Here is a 16,538-nt window from a genome sequence, read left to right as displayed (position 1 = left end):
TCATACGTGTGAGGATTACTATATGACAAATCTTTTTCTAAGTAACTCCATGAGCATTTATGAAATAGATTCCCTGGCACGTAAATATTGCTCGGAAAAGCAATGGGGAATGGGTACATTTATAGCAGTTTTTGACCCATCCTTAGGCAACGCTTTGATGGTTAAAACAGGGAAATATGCCATGGATGCCGCTGGAGGTACCCCGTGGAATCTTCCTGGGGGAGAGGTTGAACCAGGTGAATTGCCCAGTCATGCCGCTATACGAGAACTAAAAGAAGAAACTGGTTTATCTTCTCCTTCGGATTTACGTTTTGCTGCCTGGCTAGAAAGACCATATTTTCTATCGCGACATGGAACTACTGGAGAGTTGGTCATCTTATTTTGTGGAGTAGATAGAACCAATGGATCTGGACTTCGTCCAGCACCGCCAGAAATAGTGCAGTGTGGATTTTATCACTTCAATTTACGTGAATGGCTTAATGTACCTTCAAAAGGAAATGGTAACCATCCTCTATCACCACTTCCTCGACATTGGGTCTATTGGACTTTGATAGCTCAAATGATGCTCAAAGATCCGAATATGTTTCCAATTATCCACGAGTACTCTTCATCTGAGGATATGGCACTTCCTCCAGAGGGATTGGACTATGCAGAGGGATTGAACTATAAATTTTAAAACAACAAATGAGATTATCATCGCCAATGTTCATAGCGATTTTCTCTCCTTGAGATCCCAAGTTTATTATTCTATTTAGGCTCTCCTGATCATTAATTTCATATGCTTTATCATACGCATCAATGAGCATATCCATTATGTTTTCAAGACGAAGTCGATCGTTTTTGTATTTATCTTGTTCGTCCTCAGACTGGAAAAGTGATTCTATAATATTAAGCAAATTGGACAAACAATTTTGAATTTCCTCTTGATTCTCGGCCAAGGAAAGAAGCTCCTGCCAAACACGAGCCTGTTGATGCGAGTCCTTTTTCTTTGCCCAGTAACCTAAGACTTTTTTGAATTCCTTATTAGCTTTATATGTCTCTCCTTTAAACCCCAGTAGTTGAGCTCTGCGGAAACGAAGTTCAATTTTGTCCCTTGTAGGTTCACCACTGCCAGCTTTTACTTGTTTGAGATAATCTCGAGTTCTACTTGATTCTTCCCATGCTATATCCAACCAATGATCCCTGACTTTTGATTTGCTGTGGAGTAAACGCAAACGATGAACCAGAAGTAAATTACGTGACGGTTGAAAACAACTGCGTGGGTCTCCAATTCTAGCATGGAGGGCTAAAGCTTCATTCAACGATTTTTCTGCTTCTTGAAACATACTGTCAGTCCTCTCTGCAAGTTGAGAAATTATCAAACCCTGTGCATTGAGAATGGATGCTTTTCTAGCTACATCTCCAGCACGAGATGCGAAATCAGAAGCTTTATAGCAACATTCAATTCCCTTAATTTTATCTTCGAATGTTCCTTTTCGTCCCAATCCATAGACTAGCCCTCGGAGGAAAAGTAGATAAGCCATTAATCGAGGATAATCGTAAGCCCTCTTTTGCTTCTGTAATTCAGGCTTTATCGTCACTAATTCTTTTTCAATTTTATCAAGTTCTTCCAGGGCAATGTCAAAATCCCGCTTTATTCGGAGAATGTTTGCCAGTTCAAGATGTGCTTCAACCATTGCCACAAGATCTCCCTGACTCCTAAATTTTCCCATAGCCTTCAGAAGATCTTCTTTGCTAGGTTTTTCCTCATCACTTCTACGAGTGATCGAGTAAGTTGTAGCACGCAATTTTTCTACTTCCGCTTTCTCTTTATCATCTTTAGCGCACTCATCAGCGTATTTTAATTCTAGATCAGCATTTGTTAAGTTACGCACTCTAATCCATAACATTGCTGCACATAGATGACGCTTGAAATCGGTAATATTTTTAACCCAGGAAAGAGAAGACTTTCTTTCACGTTTAAGGTTATTAAAATCTGCTTGAAAACTCTCTAATTTGCTATTCAACTTTAGGTACTCTGGGAACTCATCAGAACTAACTAATTCTTTGAGGATTTTTTTTATGAATGAACTGCTGTTGCCTTCGATAAGAAAAGAGCGTGGCTCTCGTTTTATGAGAACTTCTCTCAATGAAATATCTTCCCATTTTGCAGCCGATAAGTTTTTTGATGCTTCTTTTAACAGATTATTCCTCTGACTCTGAAAATCACTGGAACTAGAGGTATACTTTAACGTAGTTTCAGGTAGAAACTTGAACCAATATACTTTTTGGTCTGAATCTGTCCTTAGCAATTCAGGATGTACACTGAAATGGTCATTTCCGCTGTAACCAAGGAAGATGAAATCTCTTTCTTGCAAGCAAGTAGACAACACTTTTGCTGTGTTTTCACCAAGTCCAAGTCCAACTCTATTAAGAGTAAAACGGATCGATTTATATTTTGACAACCCTGCTTTATTCGGCTCGATAGAACCATGAAGCTTAAATAAGTGTGAGCTAAAGTCTACTGGCTGGTTTTTTAAAAAGTTTTGATAGTGTTTCTCATAAAATATTGGCTGACATGCAATTCCTATGTTTTCGCAAGCCTTCTCAATCAATGTGTCAACGTTTGTCGTGAATACACAATGCCCCTTGAGCAAAGCCAAAGCCAAAAAGTAGTGATTAGAGTTAGGTATTCCAGAATCTAATGAGTTATAAAATTTGAGAGCGTTATTGCCGTGTACCTGCTGAATCACCTGAAGCAATACTTCAGGCCTTAATCTGTCGATTATCAAACCAACATCTTCATTGTCCTTATCAGCCCAGGTGGATGGGCCAATACTGCCGAGAAATTGCTTACTGAAGCCTTTAAAATCTTCCAGTCCAGAATTGACAGATATACCCGCACCGACAAAAAACGCTAACTTCTTCTTCGGTGCGGTTATTGCCTCATAAAGTAAATTACTCGGGTCGTTCTCAGAACTCATATCTCATTCCTTCTATCGTACGAGGAGTCACTTAATTTGTGGCAACTGACATAACCTGTTACGCATGTTGAGTCTTAAATTTCAAATATTCCAAACAGAAGCAGGTAATGTTAATGTTTATTGATAAGTTGCCTGAAATTAAGTTTACATGATGATATAGTTGACTAATTTTCTCAGTTGCGACACAAACCATTTTTTGAGACGACATCTTTAATGCTATTTTTCCAGTTGAGTACTTAATTGCTTAAAACGAGGTAAACCTCCTTTTCTGTTGAAATTAAAACATAAACTTATTTATTCTTTAAAAACTACGATCAAATATATAAAATAAAGACAGATCAAAAGGAAAAACTTCCGATGACAAAAAAGGAATCTAAAATTGTGGTAGCTGGAGACGTAACTGTTGATTGGTTTATGTATCCTGTCAAAGCCCGTGATAAAGGTGATAACTGGCGTTTACATGACGCATCCCATGCAGATGTACTTCCTGGCGGAGCAGCGTTATTGACCAGTTTTATTAAACAGTCAATTGAAGAAGAGGGAATATTAGCCACCGTGACGGGACCAGAGTTACCAGAAAAAAAGCTACGTAATTTTTCACCGGAAAAAATAATCCATTCAAATGCTATATTGGGTAATTTCAAAACTTCAGGTAATAAAAAGGCTGAAGTTTTACGTATCAAAGAGTTATCAGGATATATTGGACCTCAAGAGAACAAACTGCCATCGTGGATACCAAGTGTTTCAAATGACGCCAATATAGAGATAGTTATACTTGACGACGCGGGAAATGGATTTCGAGAGATGAAAAATTTATGGCCTGAAGCCTTAGAGTCTGTCGAGAATCCAATTATTATATATAAAATGAGCCTTCCTCTTCTTGAAGGCAAACTTTGGGAAAAAATATCTGAAAAATATCATGAGAATCTCATTGTAATTATAAATGCGAATGATCTTCGAAAAACGGCTGGAATCCATTTAAGCAAGTCTTTATCATGGGATCGCACTGCTAAAGATTTAGTATTTGAGCTGCAAAGATCAGATGCACTTAATTCATTGCGTCAATGTCCTTATCTTGTTGTGTCGTTTGGCACTGATGGAGCGATCCTTTATCATAGAAGGAAAAAAGGAGAAGATGAAGCCTTCATTGTATTTGATCCATGCCTCCTTGAGGACTCTTTTGCATCAAATATTGATGGAACCATGATGGGTCTCACGTCGATCTTCACTGCAACATTGGCTAAACAACTGATAAAAGAAGGCATATGTGGGCTCACAGACGGAATCAAGCAGGGACTTGCTAATTCACGCGCACTCCTTGAAATAGGATACAAAATAAATAATAATTCTAGAAAGATTATAATAAATCCCAAAAACCCTTCTCCCGTATACAAATTTCTTATAGAAAGCTTCTTAAAATTAAATATTTATGAAAATAATCTTAGATATCCATCGTTAAATGAGATTTTGAAAGAGAGTACAAAACATAATTACGCCAGTAGTTCTATCGAACTGCCTACTGATCTTAAGAATGCAGATCCAAAGTTCTGGCGAATTCTTGATAATGAGACTCTCCATATACGACAGCTTGTAGCTAGGGAAATCGTCCTGAAGGGAAATGCTAAAGGATTGGAAAATGTACCTATTTGCAGATTTGGTGAGATTGAAACCATTGACCGCGCCGAAATTGAGAGTTACAGCGCAATTAAGGAACTAATAACTGAATTCCTCTCAAACCCAAACCCCAAAAATCCTCTCTGTTTTGCTGTTTTTGGCCCTCCCGGTTCTGGTAAATCTTTAGGTGTCAAACAAATACTCAAAAGCATTGATCCGAAAGAAGACAGACTCAAAATTATATCATTTAATATCTCCCAGTTTGATGATTATCAAGATTTAATCAGTGCATTTCACAAGGTACGAGACATAGCTCTTTCAGACAAGATACCATTTGTGTTTTTCGACGAATTTGATTCTGATAAGGACCGAAAACCTCTAGGTTGGCTGAAATACTTCCTGGCTCCTATGCAGGACGGTGAATTCAAAGACGGAGATACAGTACATCCCATTGGAAATGCGATTTTTGTGTTTGCTGGTGGGACAAGATATACTTTTGAGAACTTCGTACAAAATACCCATGACAACGTCCAGACTACCAATCTTCCACCATCTGATGATGTGAAGGCTGATAAAAACCGTGAGCAAAGCGTTGAAAACGAATCTGTGGATAAAGTGTTTAAAGATGCGAAGGGACCCGATTTTGTTAGTAGACTCCGAGGTTTTATAAATGTCATGGGACCTAATCGTCAGCGCACAAAGTATGATGACGATGATACTTTCATTATTCGAAGAGCGAAAGTGTTGAGAGTGTTATTGGATAAAGATCAAACAGCTTCCGGTCTTTTTAACTCAAAAAGGGAAATAAGTATTGATGCAGGCGTTCTGAGAGCAATGCTAAACGTGACTAAGTATAAGCATGGTACTCGTTCCATGACTGCTCTTATTGAAATGAGTCGTCTGGCGGGTAAAAACAGATTCGACCTCTCTGCGCTTCCAGTAAAGAAACAGCTTGACATGCACGTAGACGCTGATGAATTCTTATTTTTGGCGGAAAAAGAACGATATCAATCTATGCTTATATCTCAGGATCTTCCTAATCCCAAAGAGACTTCCTACCTCAAAAGGGAAAGTGAAATTGTCGAATCTGTGGCTTCATCTATGGCAACATTTATTCACGGGAGTTTTGAAGAACTCAAAACTGCTGCTGAAGATATTCCCAATAAACTTTGGGCCATCAATAACGGTATCCGAAAAGTAAGAGGTACGAGTCTGTCTATACCAGATATAACCGGAGAAGAGATTGAAACATTTGCTCGTCTTGAATATGAGCGGTTACGTCGAATTCGAAGATTTGAAGAATTATCAAACGGTAAAACAAACATGTCTCAGAATAATTCTATTCTGTGGCTGAACGATTTTAATCAACTCGATGAAGATGAAAAAGATAAGTATAGACAGCTAGTCTATAAAATTCCTCCGATACTCAAAAAAGCTGGATATGAGATATATCGTTTGAAAAAGGTTGAAGAAATCACCGATCCTAAAGTTGTCGAGCGTCTTGCTCGATTTCATCATACCAAATATGTTGAATATAGAGAGAGTAAAGGAGAAACTCCTGACACGAATCCGTCACTGGTTGAGTTTGATAAATTACCGCCAGATATCCGAGAAGCAAATTTTGATAATATAAGAAAGATTCCTGAGAAATTGAGCTGGATTGACTATAAAATACGATACTTTGAATTGGCTAATGAACAAAAAGAGATGACTCTGACGCCAGAAGAAATCAAAAAATTGGCGATAAGGGAACACGATCGCTGGGTCTGGCAAAAGATCATGCAGGGATGGGTCTATAAAGAAGGCAAAAAGGATTTTGTCAATAAAACCAGCCCATTTATTGTTCCGTGGAACAAGCTTCCAACTGATATCCGAAAAAATGATTTTAATTCCGTTAGCCTTATTCCAGAACTTCTCAAAGAGGCTGGATACGAAGCCTACAAGCCTGATTCCGAGAAAAGCGACTGAAACATGTTTATCTCCTGTACCTAATACGAGAATGCAAAAGTATGATGAGTTATATTTATAATATAAAAGTATAATTAAATATGTATATATATATAATATAAAAGTATAATTAACTCTAAATATAATACAAAAATATAATAAAATTTAGACATAATACAAATATATAATAAAACATATATACAATATAAAAGTACAATGAGATATATATACAATACAAAAGTACAATAATACATGGAAAAAAGTCATATAGAGATAGAAGGGCTAAAAATCCGGAAAATGAGGCGGGATGAAGCCGAATTCGTGATCCAGATGGAAGCCGGCGAAGGGTGGATCCCTGGTATCCATGACGGGGAAATTTTTTATGAAACAGACCCTGATGGTTTTTTTATTGCAGAAGTTGAAGGAGAACCTGTAGGTTGTGTCTCTGCTGTTGCATATGACGATTACTATGGTTTTCTTGGCCTCTATGTGGTTAAACCCGAATTCAGGAATAAAGGAGTAGGTGTTAAATTAACTGAAAAATGTCTGGAGCGGATGGGCAACAGAAATATTGGGCTTGATGCGGTAGTGGAAAACGAAAAGAAGTACCAGAATTTTATGAATTTCAAGTCCTTTTATAGCAACCTTCGCTTTGAAGGAAGAGGTGGAGGCGAAGTTCCGGATGGGCTTGTAAACGTCTCAGACGTGCCATTTGAAAGCCTGCTTGAGTATGACAGGGAAATGTTTCCGGCTCCAAGAGGTACTTTTCTGGAAAACTGGATTAAACAACCTGATTCTTATGCCTTTGCAGCCGTTGAAACAGGAAAGCTGAAAGGATACGGCGTTATAAGAAAATGCCAGACCGGATACAAAATAGGCCCTCTTTTTGCCGATGACCCGATAACAGCAGAGAAAATCTTTCTGGCTCTCAAGGCCTCTATTCCATATGAAGCTGTGTATGTTATAGATGTTCCAGAACCAAATAATAAAGCACTGGAAATTACCAGAAAATACGGAATGGATGTAGTATTCACAACTATCCGGATGTACAGCCAGGGAGAACCTGGTATAAACCTTGGAAAAGTTTACGGGAGCACGACTCTGGAACTAGGGTGAATGTTTCTAATGTCAACCTGTGAAAAAAATCAAAATTATTTTCCAGGAAACGCACATGAAATTCTTCTAATCACAGCACAAAGAAATGAAAGTACCTGAAAGAACTTTCATGCCAAATATCCTTATACCTGAGGATATTATGAAAAGGAATTAAAGTCAATGAAATTTACAAGTTTCTAAAAAAAGTACTAAGCATAGCAACTATTTATTGCTATTACCTGGGTAGAAAAAAAATCAAAACAAAGTCTGATATATATTCTGTCTGAATATAGAGCGCCTAATTTTGCCCTACGCATTGAATTATTAGATAGGAGGGCTACATTCATAGAAGCCCATTTTTTATCTAATACTTTCCGTTCTACTCGTCAGCCGGGTTAAACCAGCATCCTTACTCGGCTTTAATGCGTTTAATGGTTGTAGGACGCTCTTTTACCAGGATTCTGTGTCCGCAGTACGGACACCTTATACCTGTGTACTCGTAGTCGATTTCCACTTTCTGTTTACATCGAGTGCATTTATAACCCATACAACCACAACCCTAAAATATTACTTTGCCTCAGCAACATTCTTCATCGTACGCAGCAGAGTCTGGCCAACACTGGTATAGGGAATATAAGTTCCGCCAGCGAAGGTATGTCCGCATTTGCTGCATTTCCAGATGCCGGTCCCAATTCTCTTTACGGTAGGCCTGGCACATTTTGCACATACATGCGGAGCTCGCATGCGTTCTTCCAGGTCTGCAACAAGTTTTCTGTCCTTTCTTCCATATCTGGCACCGAATCTGCCTGCTGACCTGGAAATCCTTCCTTTCTTAGTAAACTTTTTTGCCATCGTTAAAACTCCCTAAAATGAAAACGTTTATAAGTGATTGAATTAAGAACCTGCTGGCCCGCGGGGCAAGTCCCTGAGGCCAGATTGCCAGGTTATATAATCACCTCTTGCACGTATACTTAGACCGTAATACTGCATTTAATATTTATATTTAATTAATCCTTGCCTGGTCATTCCTTCTTTACCAGTTCTTCCAGATAAAGTTCCCTGATTTCGGCTGCCTTTTCGCATGCCATATCTATTGCTTCCAGCACCTCAGCCTCTGTGAACGGAACAGGGCCCATTTTTTGCATGCCTGCGATAGACCCATCCGAACTTGAGACCACAGTTAATTTCGTCTCACAAACAGCTTCTTCATCCAGTGACGGATCCACCATAAGCTTTGAGCCTATCTTGGCAAGAGTCACGCCCACAGGCAACTCTTTCATTGCAAGGGGTACATCCGCACCGATTCCCTGCTGCTCGTTAGGGACAATTGTAGTCATAAGGGCTGCAATAGCAGCGAGACTGGCCGCATCAATGACATTTCCGTCATCATTGAGTACATGGACATCTATATAGATGATCCAGACGGATTCTCCAACGCTTATGCAAAGCTTCTTTATATCAATTGCGCCTGATTCCCTGATTCCCCTGTCTACAACCCTTGCCATTTCGATTGCTTCTTCTCTGGGTGGGCCGGGCTCAAACTCTGGGGAAGCAATAGGATTGAGTTCCAGATTAGTAATAATTACGCCTTCATCGTGAGAGTCCTGAAAAGGAGTTCCTGGCTGAAGCTTAACTCCTACAAGAATCTGGGTATCTCCCAGGGTTACCTTTGCCGAGCCCTCGGCTTTCGAGATAACATTCGTTTCGAGCTTGATATCTCTAAAATCTTTAAATCCGCGCCCATCCTGGCGCTTTCCCTTAATCATAAGGTTGTAAATATAATCCTTCTTAAGCGTAGCAATAATTTCACTCATCGGTTTCACCTCTGCTTCCGGATTCAGATGGGTCTTTTACTACCTTCCAGGGCCCTTTGCATTCTTCTTCAGGCTCTTCTACGGGCTGTTCGACAGAAGCCCCTTTCCTGGACTTAGCTTTGGACTCAATCTCTGGTTCGGATTCAAAAGTTTCTTCTGAAGCAGCTTCTTCAATCCCGGTTTCTTCTTCAAGCTGCACTTCTTCTTCAACCTCTGCCTCCTCTTCAAGCTGAGTTTCGGCTTCAGGCTGGTTTTCTTCTTCAGCAAATTCCTCTATCTCGGGCTCGGCTTCGACTTTTTCTCCGGAAACAGTTTCTTCAAACTCAGCTTCCTCTTCTTCAACTTCCTCTTCTTCAACTTCCTCTTCTTCAACTTCCTCTTCTTCAACTTCCTCTTCTTCAAYTTCCTCTTCTTCARCTTCCTCTTCTTCAACTTCCTCTTCTTCAACTTCCTCTTCTTCAACTTCCTCTTCTTCAACTTCCTCTTCTTCAACTTCCTCTTCTTCAACTTCCTCTTCTTCAACTTCCTCTTCTTCAGCTTCCTCTTCTTCAGCTTCAATTACTTCTTCTATAGCTTCTCCTTCTATTACTTCAGCCTCGGCATCTTTAATGATCTCTTCAAGCTTCTCGCACTCGGGAGCTTCTTCATTAACAGCACAGGCTTCAACGGTTTCTTCGGAGAGCCCCTCTTCAGGTGCCTCAGCTTCCTCAACAATCTCTTCTACAACTGCTGCTTCGGAAGCATATTCAAGAGAAGGTTCAGTTTCTACAACTTCGAGCTCAGCCTCTTTAGCCTCTTCAGCGGTTTCGACTTCAGGTTCTTCAACAGGAGTCTCAAACTTTTTCCTCAGCACTGCCTGCTGAATTTCAAGGATTTCTTTGCAGCCTTTCTTAACAAGCTCGAAGCCTTTTCGAATTTCATCAGGAGTTAGATTACCGTCCATCTGAAGCAGGGTAATTTCTCCATCCTGGGTCATTGCAACAGGAAAATCAGCCTCGCCATAATTGTCCTCTTCTTTATTGAGGTCAAGCACTATCTGCCCGTTGACTTTTCCAAAAGCACAGGAAGTAATCAGGCCTTTCATAGGAATGCCTGCATCTGCAAGCGCTATGCTTGAGGCATTAATTGCTGCTGTCCTTGTCCCTGCATCAGCCTGAAGTACTTCCACAAAAATATCGATTGCAGTTTTCGGGAAAAGCTCTGCCATAATCACCGGTTCAAAAGCTTCCCTGGAAACTTTTGAAATTTCAATGCTCCGTCTGCTGGGTCCGGGTCTGGCGCGGTCTTCAGTGGAAAAAGAAGCCATATTATATTTATAACGGATAACTGCAGTATCTGCGCGCTGTGAACGACGGGGATGAACTTCTCTTGGGCCAAAAACGCCTACGAGGACTTTGTTCCTTCCCCATTCAAGATAACATGAACCGTCGGCTCGCGAAAGAACGCCGATCTCAATTTTCATGGGCCTGATCTCATCCGCATGCCTCCCGTCAAGGCGCAGCCCATCGTCATTGATTAATTTTACAGATTTACCACTCATACTTTAATCTCCAAAAAACTCCTAACAACTACTTTACAGAAGCTTCCCTAAAATCTCTCATGCTATCCAGAACTCAGTTATTTGGATCCAGCAGCACATCGATCTTCCTGTAAATCTCTTCGGAATGATCTTCTTTTGGCAACTTTATCTCTTTCTTAGCGCTTTTAAAAAACTTGGCGGGCTTTGATTCTTTCTGCTTGCTCCGCTCATTTTTCAAAAAGTTATAGATCCTATCCGTCAATCCGGAACGCTGGGCTTCGGCTTCGATCTTCCGGAGAGCCTTACTTAAAAGCTCTACATCGTCATCCTTTCCATCAATCCATATTCTGCCGTTCTGGCCAACGAAAATGCTGCAGTTTGTTTCTTTCTTCAGCATTGAGATCATGGAACCACCGTGCCCTATCACACGTGGGACTTTCACAGGCTCAACTTCGACGATCTGGCCTGATTTTAGTTTATGGAAGCTTGAATCTCTAAGGGCAAGCTCAACTTTCATGGAATTGTCTACATCTTTTACTCTAAGGATTATAGAGTCACCTACATCCAGAACTTCATGCATCTCCCGGGATTCTATTCTTCTGGGATACTCGGACACATGGAACAGACCGTCATAAGGAGAAGCAATGTCCATTATCCAGTTGGATGGCGTAACCACAATAACGATCCCGATCACCACATCATTTGCGGAAGGGATATAAACTCCCGCAAGAGGGATCACTCCAACTTTATCTTCTTTGAGATTTTCAATACCACAAAATAAAGAATAGATTTTGTCGTTCTTGACATAAGTCCCGTATCCGGCTTTTTTCGAATTCTCGGATATCAGGTCACCAGGGATCACTATTTTTTTATCCATCCAACATCCTCTTATAAAAGTTTAGTTTGAGCCTCTCCCTTCGTAAGATGATTTATAAGAGCGTAAAAATCAGTTTGGACTCCTGCCGGAATTCTTACCACTGCAATCCAGGAGCCGTCACGCTGCCATTCTTCTTTCGTAATGTTTCCTATCTTAGAAATATCTCCGTATGCTTTGGGAGCATATTCGGGAGGGATTTTCACAGCAACATTGACCTCTTCAAAGCGTATAGGTATAAGCGGGCGAATGGCTTTCATTGTGATGTTGACCAGCTGATCCACGCTTTTTAAGGGGTCTATATGCACCTTTGCCTCCTCCATCGCTTTTTCGATCCGTGCGGGAGGATGAGGTGCTTTTGTCTGGGGGTTTATTGCATTCCTGGAAATGGTATAAATAACTTTTTTCTTTTTTTCCTCAAGCATGCGTTTTCTCTGTTCAGCAGTGAGCTGAAGCTCCCCGCTTTTCAGGATCACGGCAGCAATCTGGAAGGGATCCGTTGTCTCAAAAGCATTGAGAATATCGGACTCTGCTGCTCGGTCCCCTCGGTTTGCGTCTTCGAAGATAGTTTCAACCGCCAGAATGTCTTCAAGGCTTACGTCTTCTCCTCGCTTATAGGCCAGAGCTCCTTCGGGCTCGACCAGGACTTCGAAGTGTTTGCTGCCTCTTTTAAGCCGCGCAGTCACTGCCTCGTCCAGGGACACCATTTTCAAATACCTTCTCCAAAATATAATTTTGAGAATCCGAAGATTCTCTGAGTACACAATCTCAACTATATATAGATTTTATTCTTTGTTCTCAGTTTCCTTGTGTTTTGCAAGGATCTGCTGAACATAATTCTCAACTTCTTCAGGAACTAATTTCCTGAATTTCTTGTCCTGAAGCGACACAATACCTACCTCAAGGGTAGATGCATCGAACTTGCCTTCGGCAGCTCTATAGAGTGCATCCATACCTAGAAGGATGGCCGCATCAATATTCATGTCTTGCCTGTACTCTGCTTCAAAGACCTCAACGACTGCGTTTCTGCCTGCGCCTATAGCTGTCGCCTTGTATTCCAGAAGAGCACCGCTCGGGTCAGTCTCAAAGAGCCTTGGCAGGTTGTCATCCACACCTGCAATCAGAAGTGCAGTCCCATATGGGCGAACTCCGCCGTATTGGGTGTAGGTTTGCTTGTGGTCGCAGATTTTCTTGGAGATAACCTCCACACCTATGGGTTCATCATAAGAAACCCTGTTAACCTGCGCTTCTACACGAGCTCTGTCAACAAGGGAGCGGGCGTCTGCCACAAGCCCTGAGGTCGCAGCTCCTATGTGGTCGTCAATCTGAAAAATCTTTTCGATTGATTCGGCTTCTACAAGCCTGCTGGTTATTCGCTTGTCAACGAGCAGCACTACCCCGTCAGCTGCCTTGATCCCCACGGCTGTTGTTCCCCTCTTGACCGCTTCGCGGGCATATTCTACCTGAAAAAGTCTTCCATCAGGGCTGAAAACCGTAATTGCCCTGTCATAGCCCATCTGTGGTGCCATCTGCATATTCCGTATCTCCCTTAATTTTTATTGTATATTGTTATTATCTTCCCGGCAAGAAACCGGTCTTTTTTCCTTTAAGGATCTCTGTCCGCAGGCTCGTAGCTAAATCACCGCCCTCCCCAAAAAGGCTTTGGTCAGTGATTGTGAACTGCTGCGAGGATATCCGAAAATTCAGGAGCTAAAAGTCCCCGACCCAGCATTCAGGTAAGGAAACTGACTTTTGATTTCCTATAACGTATTTCTTCCTTATTAGAGTTTTTTACCTTTTATTCGGAACTTCCAATCCTGAAATACTTTTTTCGGACGAAAACTGCGGGAAATTCCCCAGTTACAGGGAATTCAAAGGCACTTCTACCCTGCAAAACTTCTACCATACAAAGTACGTTTTCCATAATCTGGGTTCGCACACTTCAGGAGCCTTTTTAATGGTTTTTAAGGTCCAGTTTCAATGTTAACTAAGTCTGCTAATAAAGTGTATTTACTCAGTTATAATGCTTGTGAGACCCGAAATTTTCTGTTGCTTAGAGTCGTATTTTGAGCCCTCTATAAAAGGGTTTTTGCTTCCACCGCTTCATGCTATACAGGGTTTCAATCTACGTTCCGATCAGACTCGTAATTGTATGAATTTTCTTCGGACCAGTTATTTTTCTGTCATATCAATGAACGTTATATTTGTTACGCTAATATACTCATTAATATACTCATTCATCATAGTATATCAGACAGCGTCCTGATAGTTTATTATAATAGTTTCCTTAAAGCCTCAAAGCCGAAGATTTTCAACCCTGGCACAAAGCCATTAATCGGAAAAGCTGCTTGATTTACTTTTCCAAATCCTGAAAATTTGAAGCTCTTAAATCACCGGGCGTTAATATTCTCAAATTCTAAGTTCAGTTTTTCTGAGCCCTGCAGTTTAGCTTTCCAGAATCTTGCCCAGGTCATTATTCTTCAGATGTTTTGGATTTTCCTGATTTCTGGATCAAAGGCCGTATTCTGAAGAAATTTCTCGGTTGCCCTTTTAATCGTGCCTGAAGTTCCAAGTATATGCACAGTTGCCCTTTTTCCATTGACCCGTGTGAGAGTTGCCAGGGATGCTCTCGTTTCTTTTACTTTCGTATGAGAGCACTGAATAATACCTTTATATTCTTCAAAACCGAGCACTTTGATATCACATTCACTTGCAATAACGTCTCCAAGCAAGGACGACGCCGAGGACATGACTTCTTTGACAAGGTCACTTCTGCTGACTGGCACTTCGGAAATCAGCTCAAAGGCCAGATAGCGTTTTTTCGCACGAAGCGAAGGAAGAAGGCGTTTCAACAGTAATCTCCCTCCTCAAGCACCTCAATACCTTCTCTAATATAGCCGGGGCCAGGGCGGTTCCTTGAGATTATTCTTTCAGGTACAACAGTAATGGCTTCAAGGGCTTCGTCTTCTTCAAGCCCGCAGACTTCAGCCAGAGCAAGGGTCTCCATGGGAGAGCGAAGGTCAAAACAGGACATAGCACCACTTGAAAGAACAAGGGAAACATCGTACTTTCTGGCAAGGTCAAGGTTTGCTCTTAAATCCGATAACAGACGAACGCGCCTTGGCCCTCTTGAATGAAGGAGGGGCCTTATTGTCAGGCCGATTGCGACATCGTTTTCAGCTGCGGCCTTTGCAAGCACCTGGTTTAACCCACTGCTTTTAGCAAAAGCCGGGTGGTTCAGGATATCTACTCTCGGGTTTTCCAGAGCAGCCCTGTTGACGTTTTCTGAACCTCCGTGCACTATCAGGACATCCACGGACTTCCTGAATTTTCCAATAAGCCCGTGAAGTTTCGAGGGATTTTCCTCCACAAGCTCGATTCCCCTGAAAACCTCAAATCCGTTAGTAAAGGGCAATACAGGTTGTGATTGAGGAAGTTTATCAGAATGGTTTGCAAGTGCAATTCCACTGTACCCTAAATGCCGGGCAAAAGCAGAAAGTTGCTCAACCGTATTTTCTCCATCAGGCACTGCATGAACGCAAAAGTCATAGAATTTAGGTTTACCCAAACAACTCCTCCACAATAGCTCCGGCTTTTTCCCGGTTTTTCGGATAAGTCTCGATCTTGACTTTTGCAGTGATCGCATCCGAGGAATCAGTCAGCCTCACCTGCTGTAAGTATGCAGCCTGCTTGTCAAAGCGGAGATGGAAGACCTGATCGTCGTCCAGCCTCTCTGGCATTTCTTCCCTCAGCTTTGCTACGTCTTCTTCGGAAAAGTTCTCTCGTACGAAGCGGGCAAAACTCAGACAGTCTGCCTTTCTTTTGAGCTGCACGCTCAGGATAGTAATGGGATTTCCATGATGCCCTTCGGCCTGGAGCTCTTCAATCAGTTTGCTTCCTTCCCGGACGCCGGCACCGGATAAAAAAAAGTCCAGAGCCGCACGGACTCTGGATACGTCTTCGGTTGCGTGGGCGATCACACGCAGTATTATGTGATGAATCACTTGCCTCGACTCTTGTTTGCACGGATACTCGGTCTGGTCTTTTCAGTACCTTTTCCGCGTGTATACATGCCTCTGCCCTTCCGGCCGGCACTGGTCTTACCCCTTGCGGCCCTGTCTCTGACGGAAGGATCGCATACCCAGTTAAGGCTCTTATCACTCTTTATTACTGGGTGGAAGGGGTCTACAAGAATAACTTCAAACCACTTGTTCTTTCCGTCCTCCCCTACCCAGTAGGAGTTCAGGACTTCAAGGTTCGGGTATTTGCGGTCTGCACGGGCTTCGGCAATCCTCTGAATGCTCATGCCGCCTGTGATCTTGTTTACTCCCATTCTCTGGGTTCTTCTACCTCGGTTGAACCTGGTTTTACCAAGCCCTCCGCGGCGTACTTTTACTCTGGCGACGACAATGCCCTGCTTGGCTTTGTATCCAAGGGAGCGTGCCCTGTCGATTCGAGTTGGTCTTTCTATTCTGGTCACAGATCCCTGCTTTCTCCATACCTGCATGCGCTCCCAGCGGAGGTCATTCACGTAAGTTTCATCAGGGTTTTTCCATGCATCACGTACATATGTATAAAATGATTTTACCAATTTAAACACCAGGTTTCACTTTTGTTTCACGGTTCAGCCCTGCCTGCAGGACCACATTCCAACGGGACCTAATCCCGAAAATGAAACATGCGATAAACTGAACCATTTGATTTAAAGCTTT

15 protein-coding genes are annotated in these 16,538 nt (G+C 41.8%); 3 read left to right on the top strand and 12 right to left on the bottom strand.

All coding sequences use genetic code 11. The features are described 5' to 3' along the window. The first annotated feature begins 22 nt into the window (after positions 1–22). Positions 23–676, top strand: a complete 654-nt coding sequence (locus tag FXW07_RS03060; RefSeq protein ID WP_229393708.1) for an NUDIX domain-containing protein — start codon at positions 23–25, stop codon at positions 674–676. On the opposite strand, the gene FXW07_RS03055 is transcribed toward FXW07_RS03060, so the two are convergent. Then, positions 591–2,963, bottom strand: coding sequence for an SIR2 family protein (locus FXW07_RS03055; protein ID WP_229393707.1), 2,373 nt, complete (start codon positions 2,961–2,963; stop codon positions 591–593). The genes FXW07_RS03060 and FXW07_RS03055 overlap by 86 nt on opposite strands. Positions 2,964–3,320: 357 nt before the next feature. On the opposite strand from FXW07_RS03055, the gene FXW07_RS03050 reads away from it, so the two are divergent. Further along, positions 3,321–6,545 (top strand): RyR domain-containing protein, encoded by a 3,225-nt coding sequence (locus FXW07_RS03050; RefSeq protein WP_229393706.1) that lies wholly within the window; start codon positions 3,321–3,323, stop codon positions 6,543–6,545. A gap of 231 nt (positions 6,546–6,776) precedes the next feature. Then, entirely contained in the window at positions 6,777–7,640 is an 864-nt protein-coding gene (locus FXW07_RS03045; RefSeq protein ID WP_229393705.1) for a GNAT family N-acetyltransferase, read from the top strand. 388 nt (positions 7,641–8,028) lie between these two features. On the opposite strand, the gene FXW07_RS03040 is transcribed toward FXW07_RS03045, so the two are convergent. The 11 genes from FXW07_RS03040 to FXW07_RS02990 form a co-directional block, all read right to left on the bottom strand. After that, positions 8,029–8,166: a DNA-directed RNA polymerase subunit P gene (locus FXW07_RS03040; protein ID WP_011021777.1), complete on the bottom strand. Its 138-nt coding sequence runs from the start codon at positions 8,164–8,166 to the stop codon at positions 8,029–8,031. A 20-nt stretch (positions 8,167–8,186) separates the two neighbouring features. Next, positions 8,187–8,471: a 50S ribosomal protein L37ae gene (locus FXW07_RS03035; protein ID WP_048119323.1), complete on the bottom strand. Its 285-nt coding sequence runs from the start codon at positions 8,469–8,471 to the stop codon at positions 8,187–8,189. Positions 8,472–8,641: 170 nt separating this feature from the next. Continuing rightward, positions 8,642–9,442: an exosome complex protein Rrp42 gene (gene rrp42 / locus FXW07_RS03030; protein WP_229393704.1), complete on the bottom strand. Its 801-nt coding sequence runs from the start codon at positions 9,440–9,442 to the stop codon at positions 8,642–8,644. Continuing rightward, on the bottom strand, positions 9,426–10,973 hold the full coding sequence (gene rrp41 / locus FXW07_RS03025) for an exosome complex exonuclease Rrp41 (protein ID WP_229393703.1): 1,548 nt from the start codon (positions 10,971–10,973) through the stop codon (positions 9,426–9,428). Before rrp41 ends, rrp42 begins: the two co-directional genes overlap by 17 nt. Before the next feature lie 73 nt (positions 10,974–11,046). Beyond that, positions 11,047–11,829 carry an exosome complex RNA-binding protein Rrp4 gene (gene rrp4, locus FXW07_RS03020; protein WP_048119333.1) on the bottom strand — a complete coding sequence of 261 codons (783 nt, stop codon included), beginning with the start codon at positions 11,827–11,829 and terminating at the stop codon, positions 11,047–11,049. Positions 11,830–11,840: 11 nt separating this feature from the next. Beyond that, a complete protein-coding gene (locus FXW07_RS03015; RefSeq protein ID WP_048119336.1) occupies positions 11,841–12,533 on the bottom strand; it encodes a ribosome assembly factor SBDS in 693 nt (230 codons plus the stop codon). A gap of 78 nt (positions 12,534–12,611) precedes the next feature. Then, complete coding sequence (gene psmA / locus FXW07_RS03010) at positions 12,612–13,361, bottom strand: archaeal proteasome endopeptidase complex subunit alpha (RefSeq protein ID WP_048119339.1); 750 nt, start codon at positions 13,359–13,361, stop codon at positions 12,612–12,614. Positions 13,362–14,306: 945 nt separating this feature from the next. Beyond that, positions 14,307–14,678 carry an Rpp14/Pop5 family protein gene (locus FXW07_RS03005; protein WP_229393702.1) on the bottom strand — a complete coding sequence of 124 codons (372 nt, stop codon included), beginning with the start codon at positions 14,676–14,678 and terminating at the stop codon, positions 14,307–14,309. Beyond that, positions 14,675–15,394 carry a ribonuclease P protein component 3 gene (locus FXW07_RS03000; protein ID WP_048119346.1) on the bottom strand — a complete coding sequence of 240 codons (720 nt, stop codon included), beginning with the start codon at positions 15,392–15,394 and terminating at the stop codon, positions 14,675–14,677. Before FXW07_RS03000 ends, FXW07_RS03005 begins: the two co-directional genes overlap by 4 nt. Then, the gene (locus FXW07_RS02995) at positions 15,387–15,830 is read right to left on the bottom strand and encodes an RNA-binding protein (protein WP_048119347.1); all 444 of its coding nucleotides are present in this window, start codon (positions 15,828–15,830) and stop codon (positions 15,387–15,389) included. Before FXW07_RS02995 ends, FXW07_RS03000 begins: the two co-directional genes overlap by 8 nt. Beyond that, the gene (locus tag FXW07_RS02990) at positions 15,827–16,417 is read right to left on the bottom strand and encodes a 50S ribosomal protein L15e (RefSeq protein WP_229393701.1); all 591 of its coding nucleotides are present in this window, start codon (positions 16,415–16,417) and stop codon (positions 15,827–15,829) included. Before FXW07_RS02990 ends, FXW07_RS02995 begins: the two co-directional genes overlap by 4 nt. Positions 16,418–16,538 lie beyond the last annotated feature (121 nt).

This window comes from Methanosarcina sp. DH1, from assembly GCF_020804205.1.
Lineage (GTDB): Archaea > Halobacteriota > Methanosarcinia > Methanosarcinales > Methanosarcinaceae > Methanosarcina > Methanosarcina vacuolata.
This window is presented reverse-complemented; position numbering and strand designations above follow the sequence as displayed.

Bases quoted from the DNA above. Each gene is read 5' to 3' on its own strand.
- FXW07_RS03060 (WP_229393708.1), top strand. From the start codon at position 23: ATGACAAATCTTTTTCTAAGTAACTCCATGAGCATTTATGAAATAGAT.
- FXW07_RS03055 (WP_229393707.1), bottom strand. From the start codon at position 2,963: ATGAGTTCTGAGAACGACCCGAGTAATTTACTTTATGAGGCAATAACC.
- FXW07_RS03050 (WP_229393706.1), top strand. From the start codon at position 3,321: ATGACAAAAAAGGAATCTAAAATTGTGGTAGCTGGAGACGTAACTGTT.
- FXW07_RS03045 (WP_229393705.1), top strand. From the start codon at position 6,777: ATGGAAAAAAGTCATATAGAGATAGAAGGGCTAAAAATCCGGAAAATG.
- FXW07_RS03040 (WP_011021777.1), bottom strand. From the start codon at position 8,166: ATGGGTTATAAATGCACTCGATGTAAACAGAAAGTGGAAATCGACTAC.
- FXW07_RS03035 (WP_048119323.1), bottom strand. From the start codon at position 8,471: ATGGCAAAAAAGTTTACTAAGAAAGGAAGGATTTCCAGGTCAGCAGGC.
- rrp4 (WP_048119333.1), bottom strand. From the start codon at position 11,829: ATGGATAAAAAAATAGTGATCCCTGGTGACCTGATATCCGAGAATTCG.
- FXW07_RS03015 (WP_048119336.1), bottom strand. From the start codon at position 12,533: ATGGTGTCCCTGGACGAGGCAGTGACTGCGCGGCTTAAAAGAGGCAGC.
- psmA (WP_048119339.1), bottom strand. From the start codon at position 13,361: ATGCAGATGGCACCACAGATGGGCTATGACAGGGCAATTACGGTTTTC.